Annotated in this window: 12 protein-coding genes; 9 read left to right on the top strand and 3 right to left on the bottom strand. The window is 70.0% G+C overall.

Going from position 1 to position 15556, the window contains the following annotated elements:
* Nucleotides 1–182 precede the first annotated feature (182 nt).
* The 4 genes from phoU (at nt 183) to ACFV2X_RS19185 (ending at nt 4437) form a co-directional block, all read left to right on the top strand.
* Entirely contained in the window at nt 183–860 is a 678-nt protein-coding gene (gene phoU, locus ACFV2X_RS19200; protein ID WP_385617694.1) for a phosphate signaling complex protein PhoU, read from the top strand.
* A gap of 227 nt (nt 861–1087) precedes the next feature.
* Nucleotides 1088–1246 (top strand): hypothetical protein, encoded by a 159-nt coding sequence (locus ACFV2X_RS19195; RefSeq protein WP_358630155.1) that lies wholly within the window; start codon nt 1088–1090, stop codon nt 1244–1246.
* Nucleotides 1247–1357: 111 nt separating this feature from the next.
* Entirely contained in the window at nt 1358–3433 is a 2076-nt protein-coding gene (locus ACFV2X_RS19190) for a sensor histidine kinase (protein ID WP_385617690.1), read from the top strand.
* A gap of 146 nt (nt 3434–3579) precedes the next feature.
* Nucleotides 3580–4437, top strand: coding sequence for a haloalkane dehalogenase (locus tag ACFV2X_RS19185; RefSeq protein ID WP_385617687.1), 858 nt, complete (start codon nt 3580–3582; stop codon nt 4435–4437).
* Between the two features lie 45 nt (nt 4438–4482).
* On the opposite strand, the gene ACFV2X_RS19180 is transcribed toward ACFV2X_RS19185, so the two are convergent.
* A complete protein-coding gene (locus ACFV2X_RS19180; protein WP_089508423.1) occupies nt 4483–5091 on the bottom strand; it encodes a DNA-binding response regulator in 609 nt (202 codons plus the stop codon).
* Between the two features lie 111 nt (nt 5092–5202).
* Between ACFV2X_RS19180 and ACFV2X_RS19175 the strand changes: the two genes are divergently transcribed.
* The 5 genes from ACFV2X_RS19175 to ACFV2X_RS19155 all read left to right on the top strand — a co-directional run bounded on the left by ACFV2X_RS19175 (nt 5203) and on the right by ACFV2X_RS19155 (nt 14191).
* The gene (locus tag ACFV2X_RS19175) at nt 5203–5934 is read left to right on the top strand and encodes an ABC transporter ATP-binding protein (RefSeq protein ID WP_055413965.1); all 732 of its coding nucleotides are present in this window, start codon (nt 5203–5205) and stop codon (nt 5932–5934) included.
* Nucleotides 5934–8402: an FtsX-like permease family protein gene (locus ACFV2X_RS19170; protein WP_385617683.1), complete on the top strand. Its 2469-nt coding sequence runs from the start codon at nt 5934–5936 to the stop codon at nt 8400–8402. Before ACFV2X_RS19175 ends, ACFV2X_RS19170 begins: the two co-directional genes overlap by 1 nt.
* A gap of 229 nt (nt 8403–8631) precedes the next feature.
* Nucleotides 8632–9372, top strand: coding sequence for a hypothetical protein (locus tag ACFV2X_RS19165; protein ID WP_385617680.1), 741 nt, complete (start codon nt 8632–8634; stop codon nt 9370–9372).
* Nucleotides 9373–9907: 535 nt separating this feature from the next.
* A complete protein-coding gene (locus ACFV2X_RS19160; protein ID WP_385617678.1) occupies nt 9908–13387 on the top strand; it encodes an Ig domain-containing protein in 3480 nt (1159 codons plus the stop codon).
* A 285-nt stretch (nt 13388–13672) separates the two neighbouring features.
* Nucleotides 13673–14191 (top strand): HAD domain-containing protein, encoded by a 519-nt coding sequence (locus ACFV2X_RS19155; protein WP_385617675.1) that lies wholly within the window; start codon nt 13673–13675, stop codon nt 14189–14191.
* A 106-nt stretch (nt 14192–14297) separates the two neighbouring features.
* Here ACFV2X_RS19155 and ACFV2X_RS19150 read toward each other — a convergent pair whose 3' ends face one another.
* Nucleotides 14298–14645, bottom strand: coding sequence for a hypothetical protein (locus ACFV2X_RS19150; RefSeq protein WP_385617672.1), 348 nt, complete (start codon nt 14643–14645; stop codon nt 14298–14300).
* Nucleotides 14646–14854: 209 nt separating this feature from the next.
* Nucleotides 14855–15106, bottom strand: a complete 252-nt coding sequence (locus ACFV2X_RS19145; protein ID WP_385617669.1) for a DUF6221 family protein — start codon at nt 15104–15106, stop codon at nt 14855–14857.
* Nucleotides 15107–15556: the final 450 nt, after the last annotated feature.

The raw sequence follows: 15556 nt of genomic DNA, 5'->3' as shown, positions 1-15556 counted from the left end.
CTCCACAGCCCCAGACGGGCACCCGTGGGGAGACGTTTCCCAGAGTTCACCGGGGAGTCAGTGGCGGTTCACTCCGGATGCCGGAACCCGACGCGTTCCAGCCGGAACGTGTAAGCCTGGGGGGCGGCGAGTGACGAGTCCGCCGAGAGTCAGCAGCGAAAGACAGCGAGAGAGGGTCACTGATGCGGGACGCGTACCACGAGGAACTCGATTCGATCGGGGACGGCCTCGTCGACATGGCCAGGTTGGTCGGCTCCGCCATCGGACGGGCCACCACGGCGATTCTCGACGCGGACCTCAAGCTCGCCGAGAGCGTCATCGCCGCAGACGAGAAGGTCGACGGCCTGCAGCGTGACCTGGAGGCGCGGGCGATCGCGCTGCTGGCCCGGCAGCAGCCGGTGGCCACGGATCTGCGGATAGTGGTGACCAGCCTGCGGATGAGCGCCGACCTCGAGCGGTCGGGCGACCTCGCCCAGCACGTCGCCAAGCTGGCCCGGCTCCGCTTCCCGGACTCGGCCGTTCCGCGTGACTTGAACGCGACCATCCTGGAGATGGGCCAGCTGGCGCAGCGGCTGATGGCCAAGGCCGCCGAGGTGATCATCACCAAGGACGTCGACCTCGCGCTCCAGCTGGAGGAGGACGACGACGCGATGGACCTGCTGCACCGCACCCTCTTCCAGCACCTGATGGACGACCGCTGGAAGCACGGCATAGAGACGGCCGTCGATGTGACGCTGCTGGGCCGCTACTACGAGCGGTTCGCCGACCACGCGGTCTCGGTCGCCAAGCGCGTGGTGTACCTGGTCACCGGGGAGCACGCCGACGAGCTCACGCAGGCGGAGGCCACGGAGGGGGCGTGAAGTCCGTCCCGGCGGGGGCGTGAGGCCGCTCCGGCGGGGGCGTGAGGTCGTCCCGGCGCGCCCTCGCGCGCCGCGTGCGCGCCCACCGCGCGGCGGGCCCCGTGCATCCGCGCGCCGTCCATGCGCCGCTACGGGCGGGGGCGGGAGGACCTGACCATGGGCAGGAGGTGACCCCTCCCGCAGATCTCCCGAACAGATCCCCCGAAGACCTCCCAAGGAGGCGACCCATGGCCGACTTCCCCACTCCCACCCCTGCCGACCCCGCCCGGCCGGCCGCCGAACACCGCCCCCCGCTGCCCATCCTGGGCGCCTGCGGCTGCGGTTCCAGCTGCTCCTGCGGCTGCCAGTCCGGCGGCTCCTGCTCGTGCGGCGGCAGCTGCGGCTGACGCATTCGCCTCACTTTGAAGGGCCTTCGACCGGTGTCCGGTCGAAGGCCCTTCAAGGTTTAGGATCTTGGTCATCTTGGACATCTGGGCGCGGCTGGCGGGGGAGGTCTGGTGTCCGGTCCGGCGCGAGCCGTCACCGTTGTGGTGCTTGCCGCCTTCGCGACCGTCTTCCTGGTCGGCGGGTCGTGGCTCGCGCCCGTCGTGTTCGGCCTCCAACTGCTCCACGTACTGCCCGGGCCGCGCCGGTGGCGCCCCGCGTGGCCATGGCTGCTCGCCGCACAAGCAGCCGCGTGCTACGCGGCGGTGTACGCCACCGGCGCCTCCGTCGGGATCCTCGGCTTCCTCGGCGGATCGCTCCTGCTGACCCCGGTGTGGCCGCTGGCCGTACCGGTCGCCGTGGGCGCGGTGGTCCGCGGGCCCGTGGACTCGGCCGTCAGCATGGTGCTCATGAGCCTGGTGATCTACGGACTCACCCGGCTCACGGAGCGGGCCGACGAGCTCCACGCCGCCCGGCTGAGTCTGACGGCGGCCGCGGTCGCCGAGGAGCGGCTGCGGATCGCCGGTGAGCTGAGCGACGGCCTCGGGCGCGGGCTCGCCGAGATCACCACGGGCGTACGGGCGGCCCTGGCGAAGCCGGAGCGGGCCGAGCGGCTGCTCGCCGACGTCACTCGCTCGGCGCGCGACTGCCTCGCCGACGCCCGGCGCTCCGCGGCGTCCTACCGCTCCATGTCGCTTGCGCCCGAGGTGACGGCGGCGCGGGCGATGCTGACCGCGGCCGAGGTCCCAGTGGAGGTGCGTACCGGGCACACCGAACCCCTGGGCCCCGCGGGCGCGCTGCTCGCGGGCGTGCTGCGCGCGGCCGTGACCGACATCGTCCGGCAGGGCACGGCCACCGGCTGCCTGATCGAGACCGCCGCCGAGGGCGGACGGATCCGGCTGCGCGTCGTCAGCGACGGAGCGCGGACCGCGGACGACGAGGGTCTGGGCGATCTGCCCGGCCGGATCGCGGACGCGGGCGGTGCCCTGACGACCGGGCTGACCCGCGAAGGGCGGCATGTCGTGGAGGCCGCGCTTCCCGATGTGACACGCCCCCGGGAGCCGGCCGACGACCGGCACGCCCGCGCGCTCTCCCTCACCCTGCTGGTCACCGTGCTGGTCGGCTTCTCGCTCAAGGCGCTGCTGATGGTGGACGGCGACCGGGTCCTGCCCGCCGCCGCCTGTCTGGCCGTGGTGATCGCGCTTCAGGTCCGTTCGGCGCACGGACGGCACATGGTGGCGCTCGCGGTGATGGCGCTGTTCACGTATCTGCCGATCCTCGCGTTCGGCCGCGTCTGGCTGGGGGTCGCCGGGTTCCTCGCGGGGCCGCTGCTGCTCGCGTTCCGCCGGTCCGTGGCCTGGCCGCTGGTCGGGGGTGTGACGGCGAGCGTCGCGTTCATCGGGCCGCGGGTGGGCCTGTCGGTCGCGATGACGGTCAACTACACCGTCAGCACCGTGGTCACCGGTCTGGTCGTCCACGGACTGCTGCGCCTCGACCAGATCGTGAACGAACTCAAGGAGGCGCAGCGGCGGCTGGCCCGCTCGGCGGTGGTCGAGGAACGCCTGCGCGCGGCCCGTGACCTGCACGACCTGCTCGGTCACAGCCTGGCCGGGATGCTGCTGACCTGTGAACTGGCGCGCAGACTGCCGCCCGAGCAGGCCCGTACACAGCTCGCGAGCGTCCTGACCATGGCCGAGCGCGGCGAGGCCGATCTGCGGGCGGCCTCCGGTGGCGTGGGCAGTATGTCGCTGACCGCGGAGGCCGCCTCCGTGCGCTCGGTGCTGACCGCCGCGGGCGTCTCGGCCGAGGTGTCCCTGGCCGTTCGCGGTGCGCACGACGGCCTCGGGGCCGAGGTGGAGACCGCGCTGAGCGCGGTGCTGCGGGAGGCGGTGACCAATGTGCTGCGGCACAGCGACTCCCGCACCTGCACGATCTCGACGGCCTCCGAGGACGGCGGCGTACGGCTGGTCGTACGCAATGACGGGGCGCGCGGTACGGGCGGCCGTCCGGGGTCGTCGGGGATCGGGAATCTGACGACCCGGCTGGCGGCGCTGGAGGGGAGGCTGACCGTGCAGGCGGGCGGCGACGGCTGGTTCGAACTGGCCGCGTGGGTGCCGTACGAGGCCGGACCGACCGGCGGAACTTCGTAGCGGCCGGCCTGCCTTGGATGGCACGGCCGCGGATTCAGCGGTCACAGAATTTAATAGCCATGGACATAGTAGCCATGTACTGTTTCTGTCGTGAGTGACGCGCCGGAAGGGCCGACGCGACCTCTCGGCCGAAAGGACCAACCGACATGCCTGAGACACGTGTTCTCGACTCGACGATGTACTACGAGGAGTCGGGCGACGGGACGGCCTTCGTGTTCCTCCACGGGAACCCCAGCTCCTCCCACCTGTGGCGCAACGTCACGTCCGGCGTCGGCCACGGGCGGCTGCTGGCCCCGGATCTGATCGGGATGGGCCGGTCCGGGAAGCCGGACATCCCCTACCAGTTCGCCGACCACGCCCGTTACCTCGACGCCTGGTTCGACGCACTCGGCCTGGACCGGGTGGTCCTCATCGGCCATGACTGGGGCGGCGCGCTCGCCTTCGACTGGGCGGCCAGACACCCCGAACGGGTGCTCGGCCTGGCCTTCCTGGAGAGCATCGTGAAGCCGATGGCCTGGGAAGACCTGTCCGCCCAGGCCCGCAAGCGCTCCGAGGCGATCCGTACCCCCGGCACGGGCGAGGAGATGGTGCTCGACCAGAACCTCTTCGTCCGCCAGGCGTTCACCGGCGGTGTGCTCACCCCGGTGGCCGCCGAGGAACTGGCCACCTACCTCGCCCCCTTCCCCACCCCCGAGAGCCGACGGCCCGTCCTGGCGTGGGCCCGCCAAATGCCCCTGGGCGGCGACCCGGCGGAACTCGTCGCCCGTATCGAGGCGTACGACGCCTGGCTCGCGAAGAGCGATGACGTCCCCAAGCTGCTCATGACCTTCGAGGGCTCACCGACCCTGCTGATCGGCCCCGACATGGTCCGCTGGTGCGCCGAGCACATCGCCGCCCTGGAGACCGTCCACTGCGGAGCGGCCGGGCATCACGCCCCCGAGGACCGCCCGGCCGAGATCGCCGGCGCGATCTCCTCCTGGGCGGACCGCCACGGGCTTCGCTAAGCGGCCCCGGGGAAGTGGCGCCCGCCTCGACTTCCCCGGGGTCGCTCAGATCCAGCCCGCTTCCGTCGCGATACGGACGGCGTCGGTGCGGTTGCGGGCGTTGAGCTTGGTGACGATCGCGGTGAGGTAGTTGCGTACCGTCCCCGCCGTCAGATGCACCTGCGCCGCGATCTCGGTGGCCTCCGCGCCCTGGGCCACCAGCCGCAGCACCTCGACCTCGCGGGGGGTGAGCGGGTTGTCGGCCAGGTCCCATGCGGTGACCGCGAGCGAGGCGTCGAGCACGCGCTCGCCCACCGCCACTTTGCGGATCGCGCTCACGAGGTCGTCCGGCGGCGCGGTCTTCAGTACGAACCCGTCCACCCGCGCGCCGAGCGCCCGGCGCAGATGCCCCGGCTTGCCGTACGCGGTGAGCATCAACACCCGGCAGCCGGGCACCTTCTCGCGCACCACGGCCGCCGCCTCAAGACCGTCCATCGTCCCCGGCATATCGATGTCGAGCACGGCGATGTCCGGCTGATAGACCCTGGCCGCGTCCACGGCCGCGGTGCCGGAGTCGACGGTGGCGACGACCTCGATGTCCTCCTCGAGGCCGAGCAGCGCCGCCAGCGCCTCCCTGATGATGTGCTGATCCTCCGCCAGAAGCACCCGTATCACCCGGCCAGGTATACCAGCTGAGCTGCGGATGGTCCGGATCATGACGAGGTCATGGGTCGGACATGATCAGCTCCATGGCCCGCATCGTGCCTGGCCAGCAGGGTTGAAGCCATGGCAGACACAGTGCGGTTGGACGCAGTCAGCAGGGTGTACGGCAAGGGCCAAGGGGCCGTCGCCGCGCTCCGCGAGGTATCGGTGAACATCGCCCAGGGCACCTTCACGGCGGTGATGGGCCCCTCCGGTTCGGGCAAGAGCACATTCCTGCACTGCGCCGCCGGCCTCGACACGCCCACCTCGGGCACGGTCCGGCTGGGAGACACGGACCTGACCGGGATGGACGAGACGAAGCTGACCCGGCTGCGGCGGCAGCGGGTCGGGTTCGTCTTCCAGGCGTTCAACCTCATCTCGTCGCTCACCGTGCTGGAGAACATCACCCTGCCGCTGCGGCTGGCCGGTGCCCGCCCGGACAAGGCGTGGCTGGGCGAGATCGTGCGACGCGTGGGACTTGAGGGGCGTACGGACCGCCGCCCCGCCCAGCTCTCCGGCGGCCAGCAGCAGCGCGTCGCGCTCGCCCGCGCGCTGGCCACCCGCCCCGAGGTGATCTTCGGCGACGAACCGACCGGAGCGCTCGACACCATGACCGCCCGCGACGTCCTGACCCTGCTGCGGGAGACCGTCGACGACATGGGTCAGACGGTGGTCATGGTGACCCACGACCCGGTGGCCGCCTCGTACGCGGACACCGTCCTCTTCCTGGCCGACGGCCGCATCGTCGACGTGATGGGCGCCCCGACCTCCGACAAGATCGCCGAGCGGATGACCCGGCTGGGAGCGTGGAACTGATGGCCGTGCTGACCCTCGCACTCAAGACGCTGCGCCACCGCAAGGCCGCCTTCGCGGGCGCGTTCGTCACCCTGCTGTGCGCCGCCGCGCTCGTCACCGCCTGCGGGATGCTGCTGGAGACCGGGCTGCGGGGCCGGGTCGCACCCGAGCGTTACGCGGGCGCCCCGGTGCTGGTGGCCGGTGACCAGTACGTGCACCAGACGATCCACAAGTCCAACGGCAAGACGAAGCACAAGGCGAAGCCGATCGCCGAACGCGCCTGGATACCGGCGTCGTTGACGCAGCGGCTGCGCCAGTCCCCGGGCGTACGCGAGGTGGTCGCCGAGGTCACCTTCCCCGTGTCCACCCCGGCGTCCGCCAAGAGCGGCCCGGCCCAGGGCCACGGCTGGGACTCGGCGGCGCTCACCCCCTTCACCCTGGCCTCCGGCCATGCCCCCAAGGCCGCCGACGAGGTGGTCGTGGACGCCCGCTCGGGTGCCCGCGTGGGCGCCCGGCTGCCCGTCCTCACCTCGGCCGGCCCCGCCACGTACCGGGTGTCGGGCGTCACCCGGCAGGCCCTGTCCAGCCAGGACACGCTCTTCTTCGCCCCGGCCGAGGCACGGCGGCTCGCGGGCCGCCCCGGCCAGGTCAGCGCGATCGGCGTCTTCCCGAAGGCCGGACAGCAGCCGGATGTGACCGCCGCCCTGCGCGGGACGAAGGCATTGGAGTACACCGGGGACGACCGCGGCGCCGTGGAATTCCTCGACGCGGAGCAGGCGCGGGTGAAACTCATCAGCATGGGCGGAGCGCTCGGCGGCACCTCGCTCCTGGTCGCGATCCTCGTCGTGGCCGGCACCTTCGCGCTCTCCGTCCAGCAGCGGCAGCGGGAGATCGCGCTGCTGCGCGCCGTCGCGGCCACCCCGAAGCAGTTGCGCCGGCTGCTGGCCGGCGAGGCACTGGTGACCGCCGTCGCCGCGGGCCTCCTCGGCTCCGCCGTCGGCATCGGCCTTGGCTTCTGGCTGCGGTCCCGGTTCGTGGCCCTGGGCGCCGTACCGGAACATCTGCCCCTCGTGGTCAGCCCCTTCCCCGCCTTCGCCGCACTGCTGGCCACCGCGCTGGCCGCCTGGGCCGCAGCCCGCCTCTCCGCCCGCCGGGCGGCCCGGGTACGCCCGGTCGAGGCGCTGGGCGAGGCCGCACTGCCGACCGCGCGGCTGCCCTGGCTCCGGCTGGTGGCCGGACTCCTCGCCACCGCCGCGGGGGTCGTACTCACCCTCGTGCTGTCCACGCTGTCCACCGAAGCGGCCTCCGGCCCGGTGGTGCTGCTCACCGCCCTGGTATGGACCATCGCGGTCTCCCTCCTCGGCCCCCTCCTGGCCCGCGCCGCGGTCGCCCTGCTCTCCCTGCCCCTCCGCGCCTCCCGCGTCGGCGGCCACCTGGCCGCGGCCAACCTGCGGGCCGGCTCCCGGCGGCTGGCCTCCATCATCACCCCGATCTGCCTGCTCACCGCCCTGACCTGCACCATCCTGTTCAGCCAGACCACAATGAGCCACGCCGCCCAGCACGAGGCCACCTCCGGCAACCACGCCGACTACGTCCTCGGCCCCCGCGTCCCCACCTCCCTCGCGAAGTCCCTGCGCGACCGGCCCGGCGTCGAGGCCGTCACCGAAGTCCTGCACACCTCGGTACGGGTCGGCCTGACCAAGTACGGAGCGCAAGCGGTGACCCCCGCCGGCCTCGAGCGGACCACCGACCTCGACGTGGTCGCCGGCTCCCTGCGCCACCTCGGTACGGACTCCCTGGCGGTCAGCGAGAACGCGGCCGACCGGCTCGGCGTATCCGTGGGCGACACCGTCCACCTCACCCTGGGCGACGGCACCCCCGCCGCCCTCAAGGTCGCCGCCCTCTACACCCGCGGCCTGGGCTACGGCGACCTCACCCTCTCCCACGCCACGGTCGCCCCGCACGTGGACAACCCCATGGGCACCCTCTTCGTCACGGCCCCCGACCTGCCCCGCGCCGAACTGTCCAAGTTGGCCTCGGCCGTCCCCGGAGTCACGGTCATGGACCGCGCCGAGGCCGTCGCCGCAAGCACGACCAACGCCGACGTCAACTACGTGGCCATGGGCCTGATCATCGCCTTCTCCGCGATCGCCGTCATCAACACCCTCTCCATGTCCACCTCCGACCGCTCCCGCGAACTGGCCCTCCTCCGGCTGGTCGGCACCACCCGTCGCCAGGTCCTCCGCGTACTGCGCCTGGAAACCCTCACCGCCCTCGTCATCGCCACAACCCTCGGCACCGGTATCGCCTTCCTCACCCTGACCGCCTTCGCCACCGGCATGACCGGCTCCTCCACCCCCCACATCCCCCCACTCACCTACCTCGCGATCCTCGCCCCCACCGCGGCCCTGGCCCTCGCCGCCACCGCCCTCCCGGCCCGCCTGGCCCTCCGCCAGCACCCGGCGGAGGCGATCGGCGCCCGCGAGTGACTGGCGCTTGCTGCTCGTTGTTGTGTCCCGTACGGCGACCCCAAAGGGGCCGCCGTACGGGACATGGGTAACAGCTGGTCAGGCCGCCGGCACGGCAGGGTTCCAGCCGCGGGGCAGTGGCTCCACCGCCGCTTCGGCCCGTGCTGCTGTACAGGTATATGCACGGTGTGCGCTCAGAGTGCCGTATGGATGCCGTGGAGCGGGGCAGGCGTCTCAGTAGGCTCCCGCCATGACGCTCGCGTACTGGGAACGGCACCGCTTCGACGACTTGGCGGTGGCGGCCGACCGGGACGAACTGCTCAAGTCGGCGGACCAGAACCCGGACCCCTACGCCGCGTTCCTCAACCTGCTGCGCTCCGGTCGACGGGACGCGGTGTGCACGGCGCTGGAGTACTTCCACCACCAGGACCGGCAAGCCCGGTGGGGCTTCGGCAACCCACTGGACGAGTACGCCGCGGAGGTGCTGGACCGCGCCCGGTGGGTGCTGCGCGGGACGCCGCTGCCGGAAGCACGAGGGCAGGACCGGGCCAGCGCACTGTGGGCGATCCAGAACCACGCCGAAGCCGCGGACGCCCCACTGATCACCGCCGCGCTGCGCGCCGTGAACGGCGACATCGTCGACGATGGCGCCGTGTCCGCTGCCGCGCAGTGCCTCTACGCCTGCGATCCCCCTGAGGACTTCGAACTTGTCGCCCAGCTAGGGGCGATGGCCCTGGACGAGGACCGCCCCCTGCGAGTCCGCGCGGCGTGCGCAAGCGCGCTGGCCTCGGCGGAATCCGACCAGGCCGCCGACATCGCGGTACGGCTGACCGACCTTCCGGAACTCGAGCTTCAGTTGACCGGCGCCCTTGTCCTCACCGCCCACCTCGACACGCATCGCCCCCTCCTCGAACGCCTGCTGGCCAGCTGGCCCTCCAACACCCCCCAGGCCGCGGACATCCGCGATGCCTTGGAGGAGGACGACGCCTGACCGCGGGCGACTCGGCCCGGGTGGGGCAGAGCCGTCTGACCGGCTTGGCCACCGCGCGGCAGCAGCTGCGGCGGAGTGCAGCGGAGCCTGTCCTGAGCCCGGCACCCCGCCGGGCCGAGGAGCCACGACAACGGACCAGCCGCACCGTCCACGAACTCTTCCCCGACGGCGGCTCCGCGGAAGCACAGCCCAGGGTCGCGGCCGCACATGTCTGTCGGGACTGTCTGCGCACGCCTCTTGTGTGGTGGGGCCGGGATATCTATGGTTCACAGAAATCGGTTTCTAGAAGATCCGCAGCCATGCGGAGTCATGCGGAGTCATGTGACAACAAGGCGTGACCTGGGTGCTGGGCAGTGCTACGGCCGTACTCACCCGCATCGGGCACCACCGACGACCCACTGATGTAGAAAGCGTATTCCAACCTCATTGGTTCTCACCCAGGGCACCGTCTGACCGGAGTCCGCCCCCTCACCCCCCACTCATTCCCGGCAGGCACCCACACCCACTGGAGAGTTGTATGTGGAAAAAATCAGGGATGAGGCACAGACATACGCGGTGGTGGGCGATAGCCACCGTCGTATGTGCTCTGCTCGCGGCCTTCGTTCCGGCGTCCTCCGCAGCGGCGGCGACCACCTCCGACCCGGTGACCGGCGACGCCTTCCCCGCCGTCACGCTGAAGGAGGTCACCAGCAGCGACGGTTTCGTCCACCCCGGTATCGCGGTGAGCGCGTCGAGCCTGCGGCTGGCTCGCCGCCAGGTGCTTGACGGCGTGGAGCCATGGGCCTCCTACTACGCGTCCATGCACGGCACCACGTACGCGTCGCGCACCCTCACCCCCGTCAACGGTGGGTCGGGAGTCGACACCCCGAAGTCGGACGCGTTCAACTCGCAGGGCATCGAGTCCAGGTTCATCCAGGATGCCTTCGGTGCCTACACCCAGGCGATCGAGTACTTCATCACGGGTGACCCCGTCTACCGCGCGAACGGTATGCACATCATCCGGACGTGGTCGCACATGGACCCCGAGAAGGTCGCGCCGTATCCGGACGACCACATCCACGCCGGCGTCCCGTTGATGCGCATGCTCGCCGCGGCCGAGATCTTCCGCTACTCCAGTGTGAATCCCGGCTCCGACGGCTACGACATCAGCTGGACCGACGCGGACACCACGAACCTGACCAAGAACCTCATTACGCCCGTCATCAAGACCCTGCTCTACGGCAACACCTTCTTCATGAACCAGCAGCTGTACCCGATCGTCGGTGAGCTGGCCGGCTATGTGTTCACCGACAACCGGGTCGGCTACGAGCAGGCTGTCGAGTGGTTCTCGGTCAACAAGTCCAACCCGAACCGCCACACCAACGGGGCCCTGAACTCCCTGCTCCGCGTGATCAGCGCGGACGACCCGCTGAACACTTACGGCTACTCGTTCGTGCAGCACCAGGAGATGGGCCGCGACCAGGCGCACGCATGGGACGGCATCGACATCGCGACGGAGATCTCGCGCATGCTCACGGTGCAGAAAACCCGGCTGGACCCGGTCGCCGGCACCGTGTCCACCAAGCCGGACGCCGTGTCCCCGTTCCGGTTCGGCAACGACCGGCTTCTCGCGGGAGCGGACGCCTGGTACGCGTACATGACGGGCAGGACCGTCCCGTGGATCGACACCACGGGCGGTCCCGGCAAGCTCTCCGAGGCCTACCGGGGACGCGTGTTCCAGCCCATCGACGAGCTCTACAACATCTACCGGTACGAGTTCGGGGTCGACGTCAAGGAAGTGGCTCCCAACCTCGCGAAGGTCAAGGAGCAGGCCGACGGCCCCGAGTTCTTCTGGGGAACAGGGGCGTACAACTTCTGGAACAGCAACCCCGACTACAACCCGGACTACTGGCTGTCGCTGCCCGAGAAGGTGGCCGGGCAGACCCGTCCGAAGCAGGACAACCCGCTGGTGCGGATGGCGCACCGCTCGATCCCCCTCGACGGCCGCTCCGGGGTCCGCGAGGAGGACGGACGCGACATGGTCCGGATGCGGGCGTCGAAGAAGGGCGCCACCATCGCGGTCCGCACCCTGATGTACGACAGCCGTAACGGATACAGCCCGGTGGGGGTGCTGATCCGCACCAACGGCCCGGCGACCCTGGAGATCCGCAAGGACATGTCGCTGAAGCCGTACCACACGGTGAGCCTGCCCGACACCCACGGCAAGTGGCGTTACGTCACGTACGACATGGACCTCGGCATCCTTCACGGGAGCACCGCGGGCGACAACCTGGCGTACTACACGGTCGTCGGCGCCTCCGATGTGAACGTCGACATCGACAGCGTCAACCTCCAGGCCAAGGCCCAGCTCACCCCGCCGGCCTTCCCGCAAGGGCAGCGGACCACACTGGTCGGTGTGGCCGGGGCGCCGCTCAAGCGGTCGCTCGCCGCGACCGACTCGGGCGACGACACCCTCACCTACGAGGCTTCCGGCCTTCCCGAGGGCGCCACGGTCAACAGCACGACCGGAGCGTTCAGCTGGACACCCACGAGCTCCCAGACAGGTGACGCCCACGCGTCCGTCGTCGCCTCCGACGGCAAGACCGACACCGTCCTGAAGCTCGACCTGGTGGTCGCAGCGGACCGGGCGGGCGCGCTCACCGCGGCAGAGGACGGGTTCGATCCCAAGGCGACATACGTCCGCGCACCCCTCCAGAAGTTCAAGGACGCGGTGTCCTCCGTCAAGGCCACGATCGACACGGCCGATGACAGCACCTTCTCGGCCGGGCTGGTCACCGTGCAGGACGCGGTGAAGGCGCTGCGACTGCTCAACCCGAAGCTCGCCGACGGCACCCTGAGCTATCCGGCGCTGGTGACCTCGTCCCTGTCCGATGCCAGTGTCTGGAACATGACCGACGGTGACATCAACACCTTCTCCGGCGATCTGAGGGCTCCGTTCACGCTGGACTTCGGGACCGGGTTCGGGGTGCGGGCCGACGCGTTCGGGCTCCAGGCCCGGTACAACTTCGGCAACCGCTCCGAGGGCGCCAACGTCTACGGGTCGAACGACGGCTCCACCTGGACCCTGCTGACCTCACGAGAGACCACCAACACCACCCCGGACTTCAAGATGGAGACCATCCCGGTCCTGTCCAAGGTCCAGGACAAGTCGTTCCGGTTCCTCAAGGTCCAGGTCGACGACCCGGGCGTGCCCACCGACCCGAGCTACCCCGGGCTCTCCTCCTTCGGCGAGTTCCGGATCCACGGTTCCCGGGTCGAAACGGCGCAGGCCATCAAGTCGGCGACGCTCTCGTCCAGCAACTCCGACCCCAAGCGGGCCGTCAACGGCGACAAGGTGACCCTCGACCTGGTGGCCACGCAGCCGCTGGCCGAGGTGAACGTGCGCATCGAGGACATCGACGCGGAGGTCACCAGCACCGACAGTGAGCACTGGCGCGCCACGGCGGTGTTGCCGGAAGACGTGGACTTCGCCCGCGCACTGCGCTTCACGGCCGACTACACGACGGCCGACGGCGAACCCGGCTCGACGGTCTTCCAAACCACCGACGGGTCGTCGCTCCAGCTGTGGAACACCCATATGGTGCCCGACCGGATCGACCAGGCCTGGGTCGACGCGTCCACCGCGCCGTGGCCGGGGACCGGCACGACGGCAGCCAACGGGTGGCGGATGTTCGACGGCGACATCGCCACGTACACCGACACCACCACCTCGAACGGCTGGGTGACCGTCAAGCCCGCCGACGGCTCCTCGCTGGCGGTCGACGCGGTGATGATCCGCCCCCGCGCGAAGTTCGCGAGCCGGGCCAACGGCACGGTGCTGCAGAGCTCCACCGACGGCGGGAAGACCTGGACGACCTTCCTGACCATCACGGGCGTGACCAGTGACCAGCAGTGGTACACGTTCAAGCTGCCTCAGCACACGGTGATCCCGATGCTGCGGGTCTACGACGGGCACGGCGGCAACACCAACCTCGCCGAGGTCCAGCTGCTGCGGTCCGACTCGTCGTCGAAGTAACGCCACCAGGGCCGCGAACGCTCGGCCCCGGCCCGGCAGTAAGCCCCCTGCTCGCGGCGAACCGCGGGCAGGGGGCTTATTCGTAGCTGCTTCCTACTTCTTCTTGCCCTGGGTCTTGCCGGGCATCTTGGTGAGCTGCGTTTTCGCTGGTGATCGCCCTGATCACTCCGCTCTGAGCGGCCGTCATCGGTCGTTGTCGGGCACTGTCGAGCGGCCTCGGACGGCCCAGAGACGGCCCAATAATGGGGGAGCCTCTTCCTTGCCAAGCCGGGCTATCGTGCCGTCGTGACAAGCGCGACGGAGCGTCCCCTCCTCTTCCTCGATGTCGACGGTCCACTCATCCCGTTCGGTTCATCGTCCTGCCACCCGCAGACCGCTGCCGCCGGCTCCTCGACGTTTCCCGATCAGGGGAACCCACTGCTGAAGCGGCTCGACCCTGGGCTCGGATCGCGTCTCATGGCCCTGGGCTGCCGTCTCGTGTGGGCGACGACCTGGATGGAGGAGGCGAACGAGGCTGTCTCCCCACGCATCGGACTGCCGAGGCTGCCCGTGGTGGAGTGGCCGCCCCCCTGCGCCGACGAAAGCCCGCGCGGCCTGCACTGGAAGACCCGCCACCTTGTCGAGTGGGCCGACGGCCGGCCGTTCATCTGGGTCGATGACGAGATCAGCGCCATAGACCGCCTGTGGGTCGACGCCAGTCACCTCGGGCCGTCATTGCTCCATCGCGTCGACCCGGCCAAGGGCCTCGTGGACGCCGACTTCTCCGCGCTCGCCGACTGGCTCCGTTCCGTCATGCTGAGATGAGCACCGCATCAGGAGTTCGATTCGCGCCCGCTTCGACTGCGGTCGGCGACTGGTGGGACGGCCGGACAGAGTCGCTGGTGTGCGCCCTCGTCCGGCGTCGTTGATGTCAGCAGTGGATGTCAGGACCTTCTCGGGACTCCGTCACCCGGCTCCCCTGCCGCAACACGACGTGGGCGGGCCTGAACGGCAGACCCCGAAGGGTCGGCTCCATCACTTTGAAGAGCGCCGCCGCATCCGCCCCGTAGGCGTACAGCACGACTTCACCTCCGCCGAACTCATTCCCGTCCACCTCACCGACTTCCGCCGCTTCGACAGCGGCCGTCATGGCGCGCTCAGCGGCAAAGGTTGCCTCCCGCTCGGCGGGCGAACCGTACTGGTCGTCGCTCAGCCTGTAGCGAGCAATGACGGCTTCTTCTGGTGTCTCCGGTTCGGGAAGATCAAAGAGCGTGTCCATGCAGGCACGGTCCCACCAGCCTCTGACACCGCGCCCCTCGGTCTCGCCTGAACGGCCGTGAACGGCGCTGAATGAGACAGAAACTGAGACGGACGGCGGGGGCGGGCTCGCTAGCATCTTCGCTGTTGAAGTGGGAGCCATGGCACTGGTCCACAAGGGATTACGACGGACTGTTGTCGACGGCGAGGCCGTGTCTCCTTGAAGGCGGCCTATGGTCGCCATTCATCGTGGTAGGCAGGGTGCGCCGCGTACGCCTGGGCAAGGATGCGGAGGGCGTCTGTGAAGCCGTGCGTGCGTCCGTCCCAGGGGTCCGCCATGCTTCTGTACTCGTCGGCCAGCGTCTCGACCGCATCGAGCAGTGGCAAGTGGCTGTCTAGGAGGGCCTCGTTGCCGACGGTGCTGGCCACGTGGAGTCGGTCCTCGTCGATGCGTGAGGCAAGGAACTGCAGCAGCTCTTCCATGTGCTGATCTTCGCGCGCCGTGACAGAGCGGGGCCGTCTCGGTGGAGATTGCCCCAAGGGTTCACCCAAGAGCCCGGGGAGAAACAGTCAGGGCCGGTCTTCTCGGGAGGAGACCGGCCCTGAGCTGTTGTTTCTCTGTCGGGGTGGGGGATTTGAACCCACGACCTCTTCGTCCCGAAGCAACGTGGGTGAGCGTCCGACCTTGGGCTGGTGTGGCTCTCACCTGCTGCGATGGTCCGTAAGTGTTCGCGCTCGTCCGCCGGTGTCCGTGGGCGTTGTCACGCAGTTAGACACTCACCTCGTACGCCTGCCGCTGCACGCGATCAGCACACATCAGCTTTGTTCTCCGGGTGCAGGCATAACCCTTCCAGTGTGGCAGATCAACTCGCCCGGCACAGGCCGGAGCGGGGTGGGGGTGGTCGCCCTACGGGCGCCGACCATCAGCGTTGG

Source organism: Streptomyces sp. NPDC059679 (assembly GCF_042734105.1).
Lineage (GTDB): Bacteria > Actinomycetota > Actinomycetes > Streptomycetales > Streptomycetaceae > Streptomyces.
The sequence above is the reverse complement of the archived record's forward strand: the minus strand, read 5'-3'. Positions and strand labels throughout refer to the sequence as shown.

Bases quoted from the DNA above. Each gene is read 5' to 3' on its own strand.
- ACFV2X_RS19165 (WP_385617680.1), top strand. From the start codon at position 8,632: ATGACGCTCGCGTACTGGGAACGGCACCGCTTCGACGACTTGGCGGTG.
- ACFV2X_RS19195 (WP_358630155.1), top strand. From the start codon at position 1,088: ATGGCCGACTTCCCCACTCCCACCCCTGCCGACCCCGCCCGGCCGGCC.
- ACFV2X_RS19185 (WP_385617687.1), top strand. From the start codon at position 3,580: ATGCCTGAGACACGTGTTCTCGACTCGACGATGTACTACGAGGAGTCG.
- ACFV2X_RS19150 (WP_385617672.1), bottom strand. From the start codon at position 14,645: ATGGACACGCTCTTTGATCTTCCCGAACCGGAGACACCAGAAGAAGCC.
- ACFV2X_RS19160 (WP_385617678.1), top strand. From the start codon at position 9,908: ATGAGGCACAGACATACGCGGTGGTGGGCGATAGCCACCGTCGTATGT.
- phoU (WP_385617694.1), top strand. From the start codon at position 183: ATGCGGGACGCGTACCACGAGGAACTCGATTCGATCGGGGACGGCCTC.
- ACFV2X_RS19170 (WP_385617683.1), top strand. From the start codon at position 5,934: ATGGCCGTGCTGACCCTCGCACTCAAGACGCTGCGCCACCGCAAGGCC.
- ACFV2X_RS19175 (WP_055413965.1), top strand. From the start codon at position 5,203: ATGGCAGACACAGTGCGGTTGGACGCAGTCAGCAGGGTGTACGGCAAG.
- ACFV2X_RS19145 (WP_385617669.1), bottom strand. From the start codon at position 15,106: ATGGAAGAGCTGCTGCAGTTCCTTGCCTCACGCATCGACGAGGACCGA.